The organism is Flavobacterium sp. (assembly GCF_036405015.1).
Lineage (GTDB): Bacteria > Bacteroidota > Bacteroidia > Flavobacteriales > Flavobacteriaceae > Flavobacterium.
The window spans coordinates 12,760-29,358 of sequence record NZ_DASWYK010000050.1 but is presented as its reverse complement, the minus strand read 5'-3'; the positions used below and the strand labels follow the sequence as shown (position 1 = coordinate 29,358).

14 protein-coding genes are annotated in these 16,599 nt (G+C 33.0%); 2 read left to right on the top strand and 12 right to left on the bottom strand.

Annotation, left to right across the window (positions count from 1 at the left end; all coding sequences use genetic code 11):
* Positions 1 to 150 precede the first annotated feature (150 nt).
* From VGE71_RS04115 to clpB, 5 genes are all read right to left on the bottom strand, one after another.
* Positions 151 to 1,041 (bottom strand): carbon-nitrogen hydrolase, encoded by an 891-nt coding sequence (locus VGE71_RS04115; protein WP_144213805.1) that lies wholly within the window; start codon positions 1,039 to 1,041, stop codon positions 151 to 153.
* A gap of 80 nt (positions 1,042 to 1,121) precedes the next feature.
* The gene (locus tag VGE71_RS04110; protein WP_331137162.1) at positions 1,122 to 1,595 is read right to left on the bottom strand and encodes a DUF6169 family protein; all 474 of its coding nucleotides are present in this window, start codon (positions 1,593 to 1,595) and stop codon (positions 1,122 to 1,124) included.
* 318 nt (positions 1,596 to 1,913) lie between these two features.
* Positions 1,914 to 2,324, bottom strand: a complete 411-nt coding sequence (locus tag VGE71_RS04105; protein WP_331137161.1) for a hypothetical protein — start codon at positions 2,322 to 2,324, stop codon at positions 1,914 to 1,916.
* 345 nt (positions 2,325 to 2,669) lie between these two features.
* Positions 2,670 to 3,548 carry a DUF808 domain-containing protein gene (locus VGE71_RS04100; RefSeq protein WP_331137160.1) on the bottom strand — a complete coding sequence of 293 codons (879 nt, stop codon included), beginning with the start codon at positions 3,546 to 3,548 and terminating at the stop codon, positions 2,670 to 2,672.
* Positions 3,549 to 3,942: 394 nt separating this feature from the next.
* The gene (clpB, locus tag VGE71_RS04095; protein WP_331137159.1) at positions 3,943 to 6,540 is read right to left on the bottom strand and encodes an ATP-dependent chaperone ClpB; all 2,598 of its coding nucleotides are present in this window, start codon (positions 6,538 to 6,540) and stop codon (positions 3,943 to 3,945) included.
* Positions 6,541 to 6,742: 202 nt separating this feature from the next.
* Between clpB and ytxJ the strand changes: the two genes are divergently transcribed.
* Entirely contained in the window at positions 6,743 to 7,132 is a 390-nt protein-coding gene (gene ytxJ, locus VGE71_RS04090) for a bacillithiol system redox-active protein YtxJ (protein ID WP_331137158.1), read from the top strand.
* A gap of 157 nt (positions 7,133 to 7,289) precedes the next feature.
* On the opposite strand, the gene VGE71_RS04085 is transcribed toward ytxJ, so the two are convergent.
* Both VGE71_RS04085 and VGE71_RS04080 read right to left on the bottom strand, forming a co-directional pair.
* Entirely contained in the window at positions 7,290 to 8,453 is a 1,164-nt protein-coding gene (locus tag VGE71_RS04085; RefSeq protein WP_331137157.1) for a hypothetical protein, read from the bottom strand.
* Entirely contained in the window at positions 8,450 to 9,448 is a 999-nt protein-coding gene (locus tag VGE71_RS04080) for a DUF2157 domain-containing protein (protein WP_331137156.1), read from the bottom strand. The genes VGE71_RS04085 and VGE71_RS04080 overlap by 4 nt, the downstream gene beginning before the upstream one ends.
* Before the next feature lie 266 nt (positions 9,449 to 9,714).
* Between VGE71_RS04080 and VGE71_RS04075 the strand changes: the two genes are divergently transcribed.
* Entirely contained in the window at positions 9,715 to 11,031 is a 1,317-nt protein-coding gene (locus tag VGE71_RS04075) for a T9SS type A sorting domain-containing protein (RefSeq protein ID WP_331137155.1), read from the top strand.
* 83 nt (positions 11,032 to 11,114) lie between these two features.
* On the opposite strand, the gene argH is transcribed toward VGE71_RS04075, so the two are convergent.
* The 5 genes from argH to proB all read right to left on the bottom strand — a co-directional run bounded on the left by argH (position 11,115) and on the right by proB (position 16,580).
* A complete protein-coding gene (gene argH / locus VGE71_RS04070; RefSeq protein WP_331137154.1) occupies positions 11,115 to 12,395 on the bottom strand; it encodes an argininosuccinate lyase in 1,281 nt (426 codons plus the stop codon).
* Positions 12,396 to 12,534: 139 nt separating this feature from the next.
* Positions 12,535 to 13,605: a M20 family metallo-hydrolase gene (locus VGE71_RS04065; protein WP_331137153.1), complete on the bottom strand. Its 1,071-nt coding sequence runs from the start codon at positions 13,603 to 13,605 to the stop codon at positions 12,535 to 12,537.
* 256 nt (positions 13,606 to 13,861) lie between these two features.
* On the bottom strand, positions 13,862 to 14,635 hold the full coding sequence (gene argB, locus VGE71_RS04060) for an acetylglutamate kinase (RefSeq protein WP_331137152.1): 774 nt from the start codon (positions 14,633 to 14,635) through the stop codon (positions 13,862 to 13,864).
* A gap of 86 nt (positions 14,636 to 14,721) precedes the next feature.
* Positions 14,722 to 15,675: an N-acetylornithine carbamoyltransferase gene (locus tag VGE71_RS04055; RefSeq protein ID WP_331137151.1), complete on the bottom strand. Its 954-nt coding sequence runs from the start codon at positions 15,673 to 15,675 to the stop codon at positions 14,722 to 14,724.
* A 143-nt stretch (positions 15,676 to 15,818) separates the two neighbouring features.
* Positions 15,819 to 16,580, bottom strand: coding sequence for a glutamate 5-kinase (proB, locus tag VGE71_RS04050; protein WP_331137150.1), 762 nt, complete (start codon positions 16,578 to 16,580; stop codon positions 15,819 to 15,821).
* Between the last annotated feature and the right edge of the window lie 19 nt (positions 16,581 to 16,599).

Below are 16,599 nucleotides of genomic sequence, written 5' to 3'. Positions count from 1 at the left end.
GGAGCGACATATAAATTGTGAATATGTCGCTCCGCTGTCGCTTTTTTATTTGTATTATTGAAATTCTATAAATATTTTGTTCCGTTGGAGCGCTAAAAAAAAAGAGCTGTCTTTTTTAGACAGCTCTTTTAAAATTTATAGATAATTGAATTATTTATCAATTGCTCTTTTTACAATATCACCAAAAGCATCAATTCTTCTATCTCTAAAGAATGGCCAGTTTTGACGAACGTTTTCTTGTAAATCTAAATCAACCTCAGCAATTAGAATTTCTTCTTTATCGTGAGAAGCCTGTGCTAAGATTTCACCTTGTGGTCCAGCAATGAAAGAAGCTCCCCAGAATTGAATTCCTTCTGTTCCTTCTAAATATTTCTCAAGACCGATTCTGTTTGCTGCTGCAACGAAAACACCATTTGCAACGGCATGACCTTTCATTACATTCATCCAAGCACCATATTGATTTTCTCCGTATTGTTCTTTTTCTTTTGGATGCCATCCAATTGCTGTTGGATAAAATAAAACTTCAGCTCCTTTAAGCGCTGTAATACGAGCTGCTTCCGGATACCATTGATCCCAACAAATTAATGTTCCAACAGTTCCTTTTTTAGTTTCAATTGCTTGGAAACCTAAATCTCCTGGTGTGAAATAGAATTTTTCATAGAAATGAGGATCGTCTGGAATGTGCATTTTACGGTATAAACCAGCTTCAGTTCCGTCCGTATCAATAATGTAGGCACTATTGTGGTAGATTCCAGCCATTCTTTTTTCGAAGAAAGGAACAATAATAACTACTCCTAATTCTTTTGCCAATTCGCTGAAAGCAATAAATGAAGTGCTGTAAAGTGGTTCTGCTAATGCAAAATTATCAACATCTTCACTTTGGCAGAAATAATGACTGCTATATAATTCAGGAAGTAAGATCACCTCTGCTCCTTGACTTGCAGCATCTCTTACCCAACTGATACATTTCTTAAGATTATTTTCGGCAACATCATTCAGATTTAACTGAATAACCGATATTTTATACTTTCTTTTCGCCATGACATAAAATTTAGAGTGCAAAAATAGTAAATTTTGAAGGAATGGCAAAGTATGCAATTATATACAATATTAAATTAAGGTCATTTTAAATTTGTAAATTCTTCCAACAGTAAATTAACATTTTCAACTAATTCTTCTTCTCTATATATGTTTCCTTTAAAAATAAACCCTAAGTGATACTTGATATTTTCTTCCGGAATTTCATACTGAAAATTAATTTTTGAAAAATCATCATTATTGAAATTCCTATACCATTTATCAAATAATCTTTTCCTAAAATCTTGTTTTGAATCAATAATATCGCAAACGTAATTTAATAGAACAATTGGATTTGAAACAAAATAATTACTTATAATATCTACTATTGTTCGTTCTATTTTTGAATCACTTAAAAACTTTTGATTATTACTTTCTCCAAAATCTACAATAAATAAATTCTTAAAGAAATCATTCTCTAAATCCATCCTTCGAAAACTCACAAAATATTTCAAACCATATTTTGTTGTAAAATAAAAAAGAGGGCTCGAGCCCTCTTCAAAAATATATTGATACATAAAGAATAAATTTTATTTTTTCTTTAATCTTGCCAAAACCTCTTTGCGATGTTCTTCTTTTAAATCTACCATTTTCTTTAAAACAGCAATTGTTTTAGAGTTCGGTTTTATGATTATTGTCTTTTCCATGATTGCTTTTGAATTATAGGCAAATGTAAGAAAATTTTATTAACAAACTTTCACAACCAATTAAATATGGAATAAATAAAATAAAAATTCTTACAATTATATAATCATAAAAAAACCATTTCACATCAGCTTAAACTAAGCTTCTGCAAAATGGCTTTCAACCTAAAAAAATATCAACTAAACTAGTTGCTATTCGATTACAACTTTCTGAGTTAAGAATTCTGTTTCTGATTTTTTGAATTTAATCTCTAAAGTTCCTTTTACAGTTGGTTTAATTTTGTAAACTGTTTTCTTTGGATCTGGTACTTGTTGCGTACAAACTTCTGATGGGTATTTTGCAATTACTTGTAATCCTTTTACATCTCCAATTGTTACTTCTGAGATTTTATCGAATTCTGCACAAGCATTGTCTACAACATATGTTACCTCGTAGCTTAATTCCTCATTCACTTTTCCTGTCGCTGGTCCTTTAATTTCTGTTACCAAAGCAGCTTTTGTAGTTGGAGCTGGAGTTTTTTCATCATCGTCATTACTGCATGAAACAATTGCTAATGATAAAAATAATACTACTAAAACTGATTTTAATCTAAAACTTTTCATATAAAATAATAATTAATTGTTAATTACTATGAAGACGCCACATAATTGCAAAGGTTGCTTTGATAAAATGTTAAAAATTCAGAACCAACAATTAAACAATTGTAAATCAAAAACTTATTTATTGAAAAATTTTTAATGAATTATTATTTTTTCTTATGAAAAGAAAAATTTTCTTACTTAGCCCCGATAGAAGCGGCATCCTTTTTTTTGGCTTTTTCTGCCAAAAAAAGATATAGCGGATAGCGGGACAGAACGATCTTTTGAAAAAACTATCGATATGCTTCTAAACAAAAAAAACACCAGCGTTAACTGATGTTTTATGAAATTATATTTTTGAAATTTTAATTAAGCCGTTTTCTTTTTAAAGATCATTTTGAAAAGATTTACAATTGCTAAAACAATAAAACCAATTATAAGTCCGATTGCGAACTCTTTTACAATTGAAGGGAAGTTTGGTAAAAGATGGTGAAAGAATTCGATGTTGTGAACGAATAATCCTCCAGAAACTAAAATCAAGGCTATTGTTCCGATTACAGTTAATCCTTTGATTACTTTTGGAAGCGCTTGAACCAATACATTTCCAACACTTTTTAAAAGACTGTTTTCTTTTTTACTGCTTTTAATCATTTTGAAACCTACTTCATCCATACGAACAATAAGCGCTACGATTCCGTAAACTCCAATTGTAGCAATTAATGCGATGATAGAAACTGTTATAATTTGAGAAACCAATGGTTTTCCGATTACGGTTCCTAAAGCGATAATTACAATTTCTACAGAAAGAATAAAATCGGTTACAATGGCTGACTTTACTTTGTCTTTTTCGATTACAAGAATTTCTTCTTCGGTAAGCACTTCATCTGTTATTCCTTCAGATTCTTCATGTTTATGAGGAACAATAAATTCATAGATTTTTTCGGCACCTTCGTAAGCTAAAAACAATCCTCCTAAGACCAAAATTACCATGATAGCAATTGGAAAAAAAGCACTCAATAAAAATGCAATTGGAAGAATAATGATTTTATTTAACAATGAACCTTTTGTGATTGCCCATAAAACTGGAAGCTCCCTAGATGAAGCAAATCCTGAAGCTTTTTCGGCATTTACTGCTAAATCATCACCAAGAATTCCTGCTGTTTTTTTTGCAGCAACTTTACTCATTATAGCAACATCATCCATAATTGCTGCGATATCATCTAATAGAGCGAAAAAACCTGAACCCATTTTTTAAATTTATTTTTAGTGATGCGAATCTAGACATTTTGCCGTAATCTGCCCAATAATATCATATTAAATTTAAGTTTTTTATTCCTAATTTTCTGTAATGTGGTTATTAACTGCATTGTCCTAAAAGAACCCAAAGAATAATAAAGACGATAATTGTTCCGAAACAACCACCACCTAATTTTTTAGCTCCGTAACCTGCCAATAATCCTCTAAATATGTTATTCATGATTTTTGATTTTTATTAATAATTTGCTGATTTTTATTAATTTAAAATTGATCATTTTTTGAAAATGAATTGTTATAAAAATTGGATGAAAAGTTTCAAAATTTTAGGATATAAAAAAAGCACCAGCCTTTCGACTGATGCTTTTCTAAGAATAACATGAAAAAATTATTTAGCGGTCTGGTTTCTAAAAACCAATTTGCCATCGAAAGCATCTAATAAAATGATACTTTCTGTTGTGATGTTTCCTGCCAGAATTTCTTTTGACAGCTGATTTAGAACCTCTCTTTGAACAACACGTTTTACTGGTCTTGCTCCAAATTGAGGATCATATCCTTTGTCTGACAAATATGCAATTGCTTCTGGAGTTGCATCCATAGTAATGCCTTGTAATGCCAGCATTTTTGTAACACTTTTTAATTGTAAACTTACAATTCTTGAAATATTTTCTACCGTAAGCGGCGTAAACATTACAATCTCATCGATACGGTTGATAAATTCCGGACGAACCGTTTGTTTCAATAATCCTAGAACCTCATTTTTAGCCGCTTCTGTTGCCGCTTCTACTCCACCTTTTAGGTTCTCGAATTTCTCCTGAATGATCTGACTTCCCATATTAGAAGTCATGATGATAATTGTGTTTTTGAAATCGGCCAAACGTCCTTTGTTGTCTGTTAATCGACCTTCATCTAACACTTGCAATAAAATATTGAACGTATCTGGATGCGCTTTTTCGATCTCATCTAACAAAATCACAGAATATGGTTTTCTACGAACGGCTTCTGTCAATTGTCCACCTTCATCGTAACCTACGTATCCTGGAGGCGCACCCACTAAACGGCTCACACTGTGGCGTTCTTGGTACTCACTCATGTCGATACGAGTCATGGCATTTTCATCATCAAAAAGATATTCGGCCAATGCTTTTGCTAATTCGGTTTTACCAACTCCGGTTGTTCCTAAAAACAAGAATGTTCCAACAGGTTTTTTCATATCCTGTAAACCGGCACGGCTTCTACGAACTGCATCACTTACGGCTTCTATAGCTTCTTCTTGGCCTACTACACGTTTGTGTAATTCGTCTTCCAAATGCAATAGTTTTTCTCTTTCTGTTTGAAGCATTTTGGTCACTGGAATTCCAGTCCATTTTGCTACAACTTCTGCAATATCTTCTCTGGTTACTTCTTCTTTGATTAAAGAATTTCCAGATTGAAATTCCTGCAATTGTTTTTGCAAGTTTTCCTGACGTTCTTGTGCTTCTTTTATTTTTCCGTAACGAATCTCAGCTACTTTTCCGTAATCGCCTTCACGTTCTGCACGCTCTGCTTCGTATTTAAAGTCTTCTATTTCATGTTTTACGGCTTGAATTCCGTCAACGATATCTTTTTCAGATTTCCATTTTGCGAAGATTTCGTTTCGTTCTTCTTTCAGGTTGGCCAATTCCATTCCTAAAATTTTCAGCTTGCTTTCTTCTTTTTCGCGTTTAATGGCTTCGATCTCAATTTCCAACTGCATGATTTTACGATCCAAAACGTCTAATTCTTCTGGTTTTGAATTGATTTCCATTCGCAGTTTAGAAGCTGCTTCGTCCATTAAGTCAATCGCCTTATCTGGCAAGAAACGATTCGTAATATATCTTTGCGAAAGCTCCACCGCTGCAATAATTGCTTCATCTTTAATCTGAACTTTATGATGCGTTTCATATTTTTCTTTGATCCCACGAAGAATCGAAATCGCACTTTCTGTATCTGGTTCGTCGATTAGCACTTTTTGGAAACGTCTTTCTAATGCTTTATCTTTTTCGAAATATTTTTGATATTCATCTAAAGTTGTAGCACCAATTGCTCTCAATTCTCCACGAGCCAAAGCTGGTTTCAAAATGTTTGCCGCATCCATTGCACCTTCACCTCCACCAGCTCCTACAAGCGTATGAATCTCATCAATAAACAAAACGATATCACCTTCTGCAGCTGTAACCTCTTTCACAACCGATTTTAAACGTTCTTCAAATTCTCCTTTGTATTTCGCTCCCGCAATAAGAGCTCCCATATCTAATGAGAAAACGATTTTTTCTTTTAAGTTTTCTGGAACGTCACCGTCCACAATTCTATGCGCTAAACCTTCTGCAATAGCTGTTTTACCAACTCCAGGCTCACCAATAAGCATTGGGTTGTTTTTGGTTCTACGAGTTAAAATTTGCAATACACGACGAATTTCTTCGTCACGACCAATAACGGGATCTAGTTTTCCTGTACGCGCTAATTCGTTTAGGTTTTTAGCATATTTATTCAACGAATTGTATGTTTCTTCAGCTGAAGCCGAAGTCACTCTCTCGCCTTTTCTTAATTCTTCGATCGCTGCTTTAAGACCTTTTCCTGTAACTCCCTGATCTTTTAAAATCTGAGAAACTCGGCTTTTAGAATCAAAAATGGCTAAAATCAAATGTTCGATCGAAACGTATTCGTCGTTCATTTTTTGTGCAATGATTTCAGCTTCGTTCAAAGCTTTATTCGCATCTCTTGAAAGCATGATTTCGCCTCCAGAAACTTTTGGAAAACTCTGAATTGTACTGTCTAAAATTTGCAAAAACAAAGGCACATTTACATTCAATTTTTTCAAAATAAATGGCGCTACGTTTTCGTCAACTTCAAAAATAGCTTTGAAAATGTGTTCATTTTCAATTTGCTGCTGGCCATTTCGCTGTGCAATTTGCTGTGACAACTGAATGGCTTCCTGCGATTTAATTGTAAATTTATTTATATTCATATTTTTCGATTTGATTGATTTTTCTGTTTAAAATTTATAAGATTAAAGTTACGTTTTATTGAGGTACGTTTTTAACTCAAATGATTTAACTTTGTATTCGAATAGACAAATTATATTCCACAACAAAAAAACAGACAAAATGGCGTTAAAAATCGAAACTTTATCATTTTAACACGTCAAAAAGTCATAAAACAAGCCAAATATGAGTTTTTTTAATTCAATCTTCGGAAGTTCAGAGAACTCAGAAGCTCCAAAAAGTAAAGTAAACTGGACAGAATTAACAGATATCCTTCAATTAATGGAAATTGAAGCGATTTCTAAAGAAAAGCCGGTTGTGATTTTTAAACACAGCACCAGATGCAGCATCAGCCGAATGGCTTTAAAACAATTTGAAAGAGAATACGATCTTGAAGATGTTGTTGATGCTTATTTTTTAGATTTAATTGAACACAGAGATATTTCAAATGAAATTGCCACTAGATTTGGTGTTCATCACGAATCTCCTCAATTGATTTTAATCAAAAATGGAAAAGCAGTTTACAATGTTTCACATAGCGATATTGACGCTGGAGCACTAAAAAGTAAAGTATAATTTTCTGCCACAGATTAAAAGGATTAAAATGATTTTTTGCCACGAATTTCACAAATTGACGCTAATTAATTAGTGCAAATTCGTGGAATTCGTGGCAACTTAATTTAGAGTCGTTTCTAAATCATTTTAATACTTTTAATCTGTGGCAACTTTTTCTTTAAAAGCTTCCTCCAGAACCTCCTCCGCTGAAACCTCCGTCTCCAAATTCCATAGGAGAAGCTGTTTTCACTTCTGGTTTCATTCCGAAAGTGGAAGCCACAACCAAAGCTTCTGCGTTTAAAAGCGCATCAGAATGGTTGATTCTATCTGTTTTAAAAGTTAAACCACTTTCTTTTTCCTTTAATTTTTTAATTGAAAAATAAGCAATTACAAATAAAACTAAACCTCCAAGAGTTAGCGCCACTTCGATTGGCAAAATTGAATAATAGAATCGAATGGTGTAAATTGAAAATGCTATAGCCAAAAAGCTAATCCAAAGCATAATTCTATCCTTTGTTTTTAAAGCTTGTACTAAATAAACAGTTGGAACTATAAATGTAAAGCCATAAAAGAAAAATGCAAACGGAATATCTGTTCCTGGTTTTACTTCTGTTCCTAAAAGCTCTTCTGAAAGTTCTCTTACCACTAAATAATTACAGGAAAGATAAAACAATACTAAACAAAAGCTTTTTGCTAATAAAAGTCCGTTTAAATAATAGCTCTTCGTTAATTGGCTTATTAATTTCTTTGTTACAAAATAAAAAATTGCTGCAAATATCATTGCTGCAAATGGTAGAAGAGCTCTTCCAACATCTCCAAATTGAAACATTTGAAAAAATAAAAATGCTGTTATTGCTAAACAGAAAACCAACATTGAGAGCAAATGAAGGTATCTTAAAAACATAAAAATGGAAGCAACTGCTATAAAAAAAGCGATCACAGATTCGTATCCTTCTGTTGTTATTGCAATAGCAGATCCAACATTTAAAATAGCTCCTAAAATAAAAGCATCATCTAATCCGTGATTATTATAATTTTGTTTTGCTAACAGTTCTGCTCCCACAAAACCAATAGCTGCAAAAAGATAACAGCAGATTTGAAAATACAAATGTTCTGAACTTAATCCGACAATTGTAATTGCACCACAAATAGAACTGTACAACAAACTTCCTAATAAAAAGAATCCAATTCTTACTAGAATATTATCCTGGCTTTTAAAAACAGGTAATTCTTTTTTGATAAATTTCTTTTGCTCTTTACTTATAAAACCACCTTTGCACAAAGTATCAGCTTCATCGACCAAAATTTCATTATCCAATATTTTTTTATCATAGACTATCATTCTGCAATTTCTTTATGAAAGTTTTTAATTAATTTAATGAACATTATAATTGAACCTACAAAATATACTGGAAGTAAGAAAAATAATAATTCCCAAATATCAGAAAAATCAACATTTTCAAAGATTCTAAACAAAACTAAATTAGCTCCAATATAGGCATACAAAATCATAAAAACGTATAATGACATTGCTTTAAGTTCATGACTGATTTTATAAAAATAAAAAGTGGAACCTAATAAAATAAAAGCAAAAATGATCCATTCTAAACTATTGTAATCAAAGAAATTACTAATTGCTGCAATACTTATAATATGCAAAGCAAAAGTCAGGAAAATTAGGGTGAAATGAGTTTTTAATGAAATTCGTTTGCTGTAAATTGTCCATAAAATCAATAAACCTCCAAGCAAAATAGCAGAATAGCTCAAACTTTGGTTTGCATAAAAATTATTATCATCTAATAAACTTTGCGGTGTTACAGAAAGTCCTACATAAGCTGCTAATCCCGTTACAGCAATCGTTAAAACACTTCTATTATCAAAGTAATAAGCACAAAAGAAACTCACAATAGTTGGAACTAGAGTTGCTAATCCGTAATGTTCGCCAAAAGGTTTGTATTGAAATTGAAGGTATCCTATAAAAATACAGGTTAGAATATTCCCTGCCAAAACAAGATATTCGAGAACAGGATGTTCAAAAGTTGTTTCTTCTTTCTGAAAGCCTTTCGAATTCTTAAAGCAGTAATAAAAACAAACCGCGATCACAATTAAAAGTAGCGAAAGAATAGCAATATGCCCTATTGAATCTATATTTTCATAAATCAAAATTCCAATTCCAGACGTAAATAAAAGTACTGATAAATAAAGAAAAAGCTTTAATTCAGCATTTACCGAAAAGATATTCAAATTTCGATATGATTTTATTTCATCAAACTGATTCTCTGTTATTAATCCTTTTTCCCATAGAGCCTCAGTTGATTGTTCGTTAAATTTTTTCATTTGTTTCAATTAAACCTAAACTCAAATATATGGAATTAGTATGAAATTTCTCTTCTTTAATAAAATGTAGAAAACAATTGTTTATTTCATTCTAATTTACAAAATAAAAAGCTTGACTTTTTTAGTGTAAAAACAACACTTATAACTCTTGTAATCAAAACTTTAAAACATAAAAAATTGATAAATTAATTTGAATTTATTTTTATTCTTTTACATTTGTGCAATCGATTACATTCACTATTTAACCACAAAAAACCACGCTTAAAATGAAAACAAAACTTATGTTATTGGCATTGCTGTTGCCTTGCTCCTTTCTCTTTGCACAAAATTATTTTATGAGTGCACCCGAAGGATTTGGAGCTTCTGCAACTGGCGGAGGAAGCGCCACTCCTGTTACAGTTACTTCTTTGGCCGATTTAACAGCAAAACTTAAACTTACCACACCACAAGTTATTTTAGTCTCAGGAACTATAAACTGCACCTATACCAGCCTGCAGATTAATGACAAAACAATTATCGGACTTCCAGGTGCTCGATTGGTAAACTTGGATCAAACCGCCTCTGGTTCTGGAATATTGAATTTAAAACCAGGATCGAATAACATCATTATCCGAAATTTGATTTTTGAAGGACCAGGCGCCTATGATGTTGACGGACGTGATAACTTAACTTCCGAAGCTACAAATATCTGGGTAGATCATTGCGAGTTTCAAGACGGAATGGACGGTAATTTTGACAACAAAGGCGCAGCAGATAATGTTACTGTTTCTTGGTGTAAATTTACTTATCTGAAAACACCAAAAGCCGGAGGATCTGGAGGTGCAGACGATCATAGATTCTCAGATTTAGTTGGATCATCAAAATCTGATGCTCCTACTGATGGTCATTACAGTATAACTTTCAAAAATTGTTATTGGGCAGAAGGTTGCAAAGAAAGAATGCCGAGAGCTAGAAATGCTGAACTTCATATTTTAAACTGTTATTACAATACTTCTGTTTCGGGTTCACTTGCAATTGGTTTAGGCGGTGGTAACAACAATACGACCTGCTATGTTGAAGGTACCGATTTCGCTAAAATCGGAACTGCTTTTAAAAATTATGTTAGTACAGACGGAGGAACAATTGGTATTGCTTTCTCTGATTGTTTAAATGCACCTTCAAACTCAGGAACAACGGTAACAAAACCGCCATACTCTTACACCGTTTTACCAACTGCAAATGTTGCAGGTTTTGTTTCGAATGCGACTTGTGGAGCTGGAGCAACTCTTCAGGTTACCAATCAAGGCGTTTTATCCACGAGTTGCAATAATTTAGGACTGAATGATAATGTCAATAATCTAAATCTAAAATACTATCCATCTGTTATCAATAAACTTTTGAATATTGATTTTTCAAGTTCTGAAAACGGTTTGGCACAAGTCAATTTATTTTCATCTAATGGTACAAAAGTTTATTCGCATTCTAAAAATGTTTCAGCTGATGAAAAACTAGAATTGAATGTTGGAAATCTTTCGCAAGGCATTTATATCTGTAAAGTTCAAATCGAAAATCGAAGCAAAACTTTTAAACTGGTAAAAAATTAAAACTTCTTTATAAAAACGAAAGGTCATTGAAACTAAATCGATGACCTTTTGTTTTTATAATAATTTAATGCTATTCAAATAAATTAGAAAGCTGCTTTCATTTTATCTTTTATCGCGTCTAGACATAAATTATTGATACTGCCTTCGTGCGTGTGTTTGGTCTCTTTTGGAGATTTGTACGTTCCTGCTTCTAATTGTTCTGCAACGGCCTTATAAGCATCTCTAAACGGCATTCCTGCTACAACCATTTCGTTTAAAGTATCAACTGTAAATAAATAATCGTATTTTTTATCTTCTAAAATATGATCTTTTACTGTGATGTCTTTAATTGAGAAAATCGCAATATCCAAACAAGCTTTTAAGTTTTGAATTGCTGGAAATAAACCTTCTTTTAAAAGCTGTAAATCTCTATGATAACCGCTTGGAAGATTATTGGTAATTAAAGTGATTTCGTAAGGAAGTGCCTGAATCTTATTGCATTTTCCTCTGATTAATTCGAAAACATCTGGGTTTTTCTTGTGAGGCATAATACTAGAGCCTGTTGTAAGATGCGCCGGAAGACCGATAAAATCGAAATTCTGGCTCATATACAAACAAACGTCCATTGCAAACTTTGACAATGTTCCTGCAACACTTGTCATAGCAAAAGCAACTGTTTTTTCTGCTTTTCCACGGCTCATTTGTGCTGCAACAGCATTGTATTTCAAGGTTTCAAAACCTAATTCCTGAGTAGTAAAAGTTCTGTTGATTGGAAATGAACTTCCATAACCTGCAGCAGAACCTAACGGATTCTGATCTACAATTTTTGAAGCGGCGTTCAACATTGTAATATCGTCAATCAAACTTTCAGCATAAGCCGAAAACCACATTCCGAATGAAGATGGCATTGCAATTTGCAAATGCGTATAACCTGGCAATAATACATTTTGATGTTTCTCTGCCGATTCCATCAACAAATCAAAAAGTGTTTTTACCTGCTCTTTTATTGCTTTTAATTCGTCTTTTAAATACAAGTGAACATCAACTAAAACTTGATCGTTACGAGAACGCGCTGTGTGGATTTTCTTTCCTGCATCGCCAAGTTTATCTGTCAGCAAATATTCGATTTTAGAATGAACATCTTCAAAACTGTCTTCGATTTCGAAATTTCCTACTACGATATCCGCAATGATTTCGTTTAAAGCATCAACCAAAGAAGTTGTTTCTTCCTCTGTCAACAAACCAATCTGACCTAACATTTTGGCATGCGCGATTGAACCTAAAGCATCGTATTTTGCTAAAACCAAATCTAATTCACGGTCGTTTCCTACTGTAAATTGCTCGATTTGTTTATCTGTTGGTATTCCTTTTTCCCAAAGTTTCATAGGTTGTGTTTTTTTTCGCCACGAATTCACGAATTATTTTTTCAAATCTTTGTGATTATTTTTTTCGAATTAATTCGAATTAATATTTCGTTTAGATAGTAACAAAATAATTCGTGAATTCGTGGCTATTTTTCTTTCCTTATAATTTAAAGAAACCAGTCAGTATTTTAATATACAAGTCGACTCCTTCTACAATTTCGTTTACAAAAATAAATTCGTCTGCTGAGTGTGAACGCAACGTTTCTCCTGGTCCTAATTTTAAAGACTTACAGCTTAAAACCGATTGATCTGAAAGTGTTGGCGAACCATACGTTGTTCTTCCCAAAGCAATTCCCGCTTGAACTAAACCATGTTCAACTGGAATAGAAGAAGCATTTAAATGCATTGATCTTGGTGTTACTTCGGCGTTTACATTTGCTTTTACAACTTCTAAAATCTCAGCATTTGTATAACAATCTGTTACACGAATATCGACAACCAAATCACATTCTGATGGCACAACATTGTGTTGTTTTCCAGCATTAATCTGTGTCACGGTCATTTTTACAGGACCTAAAACACCTGAGATTTTATCGAATTTATAGTTCTTAAACCATTCCATTACCGGAATTGATTTATATAAAGCGTTATCATCGTTTTGATGCGCCGCGTGGCTTGCGGTTCCTTTTACTTTTACATCTAAAACCAAAAGTCCTTTTTCTGCAACAGCCAATTGCATTAAAGTAGGTTCTCCTACAATTGCACAATCTAATTCTGGTAAGTGTTTTAAAACACTGTTTAAACCGTTTTTACCGCTGCTTTCTTCTTCTGCCGAAGCAACGATAACAATGTTATGCGATAAATTTTGATTTTCGTAAAAATGAACGAATGTTGCTAATAACGAAACAAGACATCCTCCAGCGTCATTACTTCCTAAACCGAATAATTTTCCGTCTTTTTCGATTGCTTTAAACGGATCGTTGGTGTAAGCCTGATTTGGTCTTACGGTATCGTGATGTGAGTTTAATAAAAGTGTTGGTTTGTTTTCGTCAAAATATTTATTGAAAGCCCATACATTGTTGTTTTCTCTTTTGAAAGGAATTTCATTCTGATTGAACCAATTTTCTATTAAAAGAGCCGTTTGATCTTCTTCGCTTGAAAATGAAGGTGTTTCAATCAGATTTCTTAATAGTTCAATTGCTTCCTGGGTAAGCGTATCTATATTTTTCATTTTAATAAGGTTCAAAGGCTCAAAGGGACAAAGCAACAAAGTTTTTGAGCTTTCCTATGACCATTTTTACTTGCGCAAATTTATTTAAAATACCTTGTGCGCTCTATTTTTTTGCCACGAATTACACGAATTTTCGCAAATTATTTTTTTGTTGCAGATTTAAAATAAAAATAAACTTTTTAATGTGCGACTAAAATTATTTTCTCTTTTAAGAGATGAAATTAGTGTCAATTCGTGTAATTCGTGGCGACAACTTTTATAACGTAATCGTTGTATGCGGAACATCTGCATTTTGAAGCATTTTGTGATGCCCAATTTTGATTTTCTGCACACCTCTTGATAAACTATTGAAACAGTTATCCAATTTCGGAATCATTCCAGAGTGAATTACTTTTTCTTCTTTTAGTTTATTATATAATACTTCATTGATTTCTGTAATTACAGATGAATTATCTTCTGAATCCATCAAAACGCCTTGTTTTTCAAAACAGTAAGTCAGCGTAACATCAAAAACTTCAGACAATGCAATTGACAATTCGCTTGCGATAGTATCGGCATTTGTGTTTAATAATTGGCCGTTTTTATCGTGTGTGATTGCGCAAAAAACGGGCACAATTCCAGCTTCTAATAAAGTTGCCAGTAATTTGGTATTGACTTGTTTTACATCACCAACAAATCCGTAATCAATTGTTGGGTGATTTCTTTTTGTTGATTGAATCAAATTCCCGTCAGCTCCAGAAAAACCAACTGCATTGTTGTCTTTCGCCTGCAATTGCGCCACAACATGTTTGTTAATTTGACCAGCGTAAATCATAACTACAACATCCAACATTGGAGCATCTGTAATTCGGCGTCCGTCAATCATTTGCGGAACCAAACCAATACTCTGAGCCATTTTCGTAGCCGATTTTCCACCGCCGTGAACTAAAACTTTATACCCTTCAATTTTAGAAAAATCAGTTAAAAATTGTTCTAATTCTGCCGGATTGTCAATGATGTTTCCACCTATTTTTATTACTGATACGTTCATTTCGTTTAAGGTTCAAAGGTTCAGAGGAACAAAGGCTCAGAGGTTTTCCTTTGCACCTCTGTCACTTTGTGCCTTTGCACCTTAATTTATATCTTCTTTAGAATCTTTTGTAAAACTAATTGTGCAGAATACGTTCTATTATTTGCTTGTTCAATTACAATTGAATTTTCTCCATCTAAAACTTCATCCGTTACGATTACGTTACGACGAACAGGAAGGCAGTGCATGAATTTTCCATTGTTGGTTAAAGCCATTTTCTCTGCTGTAACAGTCCAATTTGGATCGCTGTTGGTTACTTTTCCGTAATCGTTGAAATTACTCCAGTTTTTTACGTAAACAAAATCAGCATTTTCGAAAGCTTTATCTTGATCGTATTCAATTGTGCAGTCTTTTGTAATTTCTGGACTCAATTCGTAACCTTCTGGATGTGTGATTACAAAATCCATATCTTTTTGCATTTGCATCATTTCTACAAATGAATTGGCAACTGCTTGTGGTAACGCTTTTGGATGCGGAGCCCAAGAAAGCACTACTTTTTGTTTGTTTTTGTGTCTTGGTTTGAATTCTTCCATTGTAATCGCATCTGCAAGTGACTGCAACGGGTGACGTATAGCACTTTCCATGTTTACAATTGGCACTGTAGCATATTTCAAAAATCCTGAAATTACTGTCTCAGCATAATCTTTTTCTTTGTCAACCAATCCTGCGAAAGCACGAATTGCGATGATATCACAATATTGAGAAACTACTTCTGCTGCTTCTTTAATATGTTCCGAAGCACCAGAATTCATCACTGCTCCATCTTCAAATTCTAATGTCCATCCTTCGTTGGTAAAATTCATTACCATAACATTCATTCCTAAGTTCATAGCCGCTTTTTGAGTACTCAAACGCGTTCTTAAACTTGGGTTGAAGAATAACATTCCTAAAGTTTTGTTTTTCCCTAAACTTTGATTTTTAAGCGGATTTTTTTTGATTTTGATCGCTTGGTTTACCCATTTTGATAATGAGTTGATTTCTTTTATTGAGGTATAGTTCATGTCTTTGCCTTTTGTTTTTTTTGAGTTGTTTTCCGCCACGAATTCACGAATTATTTTTTCAAATCTTTACGATTATTTTTTTCGAATGAATTCGAATTAATATTTCGTTTAGATAGTAAAATGAGTAATTCGTGAATTCGTGGCTATAAAATTTTCGTAAATGGAATTTCGTCTTTCAGTGCCCGCAGAATAAAATTATCATTTAATCCGTTGACGATCCAAGTTTCTATTTCGGCTTCTTTTGCAATTCCAGCTGCTTCGATTTTAGATTGCATTCCTCCTGTTCCGTGCGATGATTTTGAATCTCCGATTTCTTTTTCAAGCGATTTTAAATCATTTACCAATTTTATTGTTTCTGGAACTTCATTTTGAAAGGTTTCTTTCGTATAAATTCCGTTTGTATTGGTTGCAATTATCAGAATGTCAACATTTAAAAGAACCGCCGTTAAAGCCGCTAATTTATCGTTATCCCCAAACCGAATCTCATCTGTCGCCACGGTATCATTTTCATTGATGATCGGAATGTAATTGTTTTTAACCAAAACATTAATCGTATTTACAATATTCTTTTTGGTCTGTTCTTTTTCAAAATCAGAATAAGAAAGTAAACACTGTGAAGTATTTAATCCTAAATCCTTAAAATTCTCATTGTAAATCCGCATTAAATGAGGCTGTCCGATAGAAGCTAAAGCTTGTTTTACAAAAACATCTTTATCTTGATTATCCAGCTTTACAAATTGCTTTGCCGCCGCAATTGCTCCAGAACTTACGATGATAAATTCATATTCGTCGTTTAAAGCTGCAATCTGCACTCCAAGATCTTCAATCTTTCCCCGCGAAATATGATTGGTTTCTTTGGTTAAAGTATTACTTCCTATTTTTAATAAAATCCTCTTTTTTGCCATGTCTTGTTTTTTTAACCGC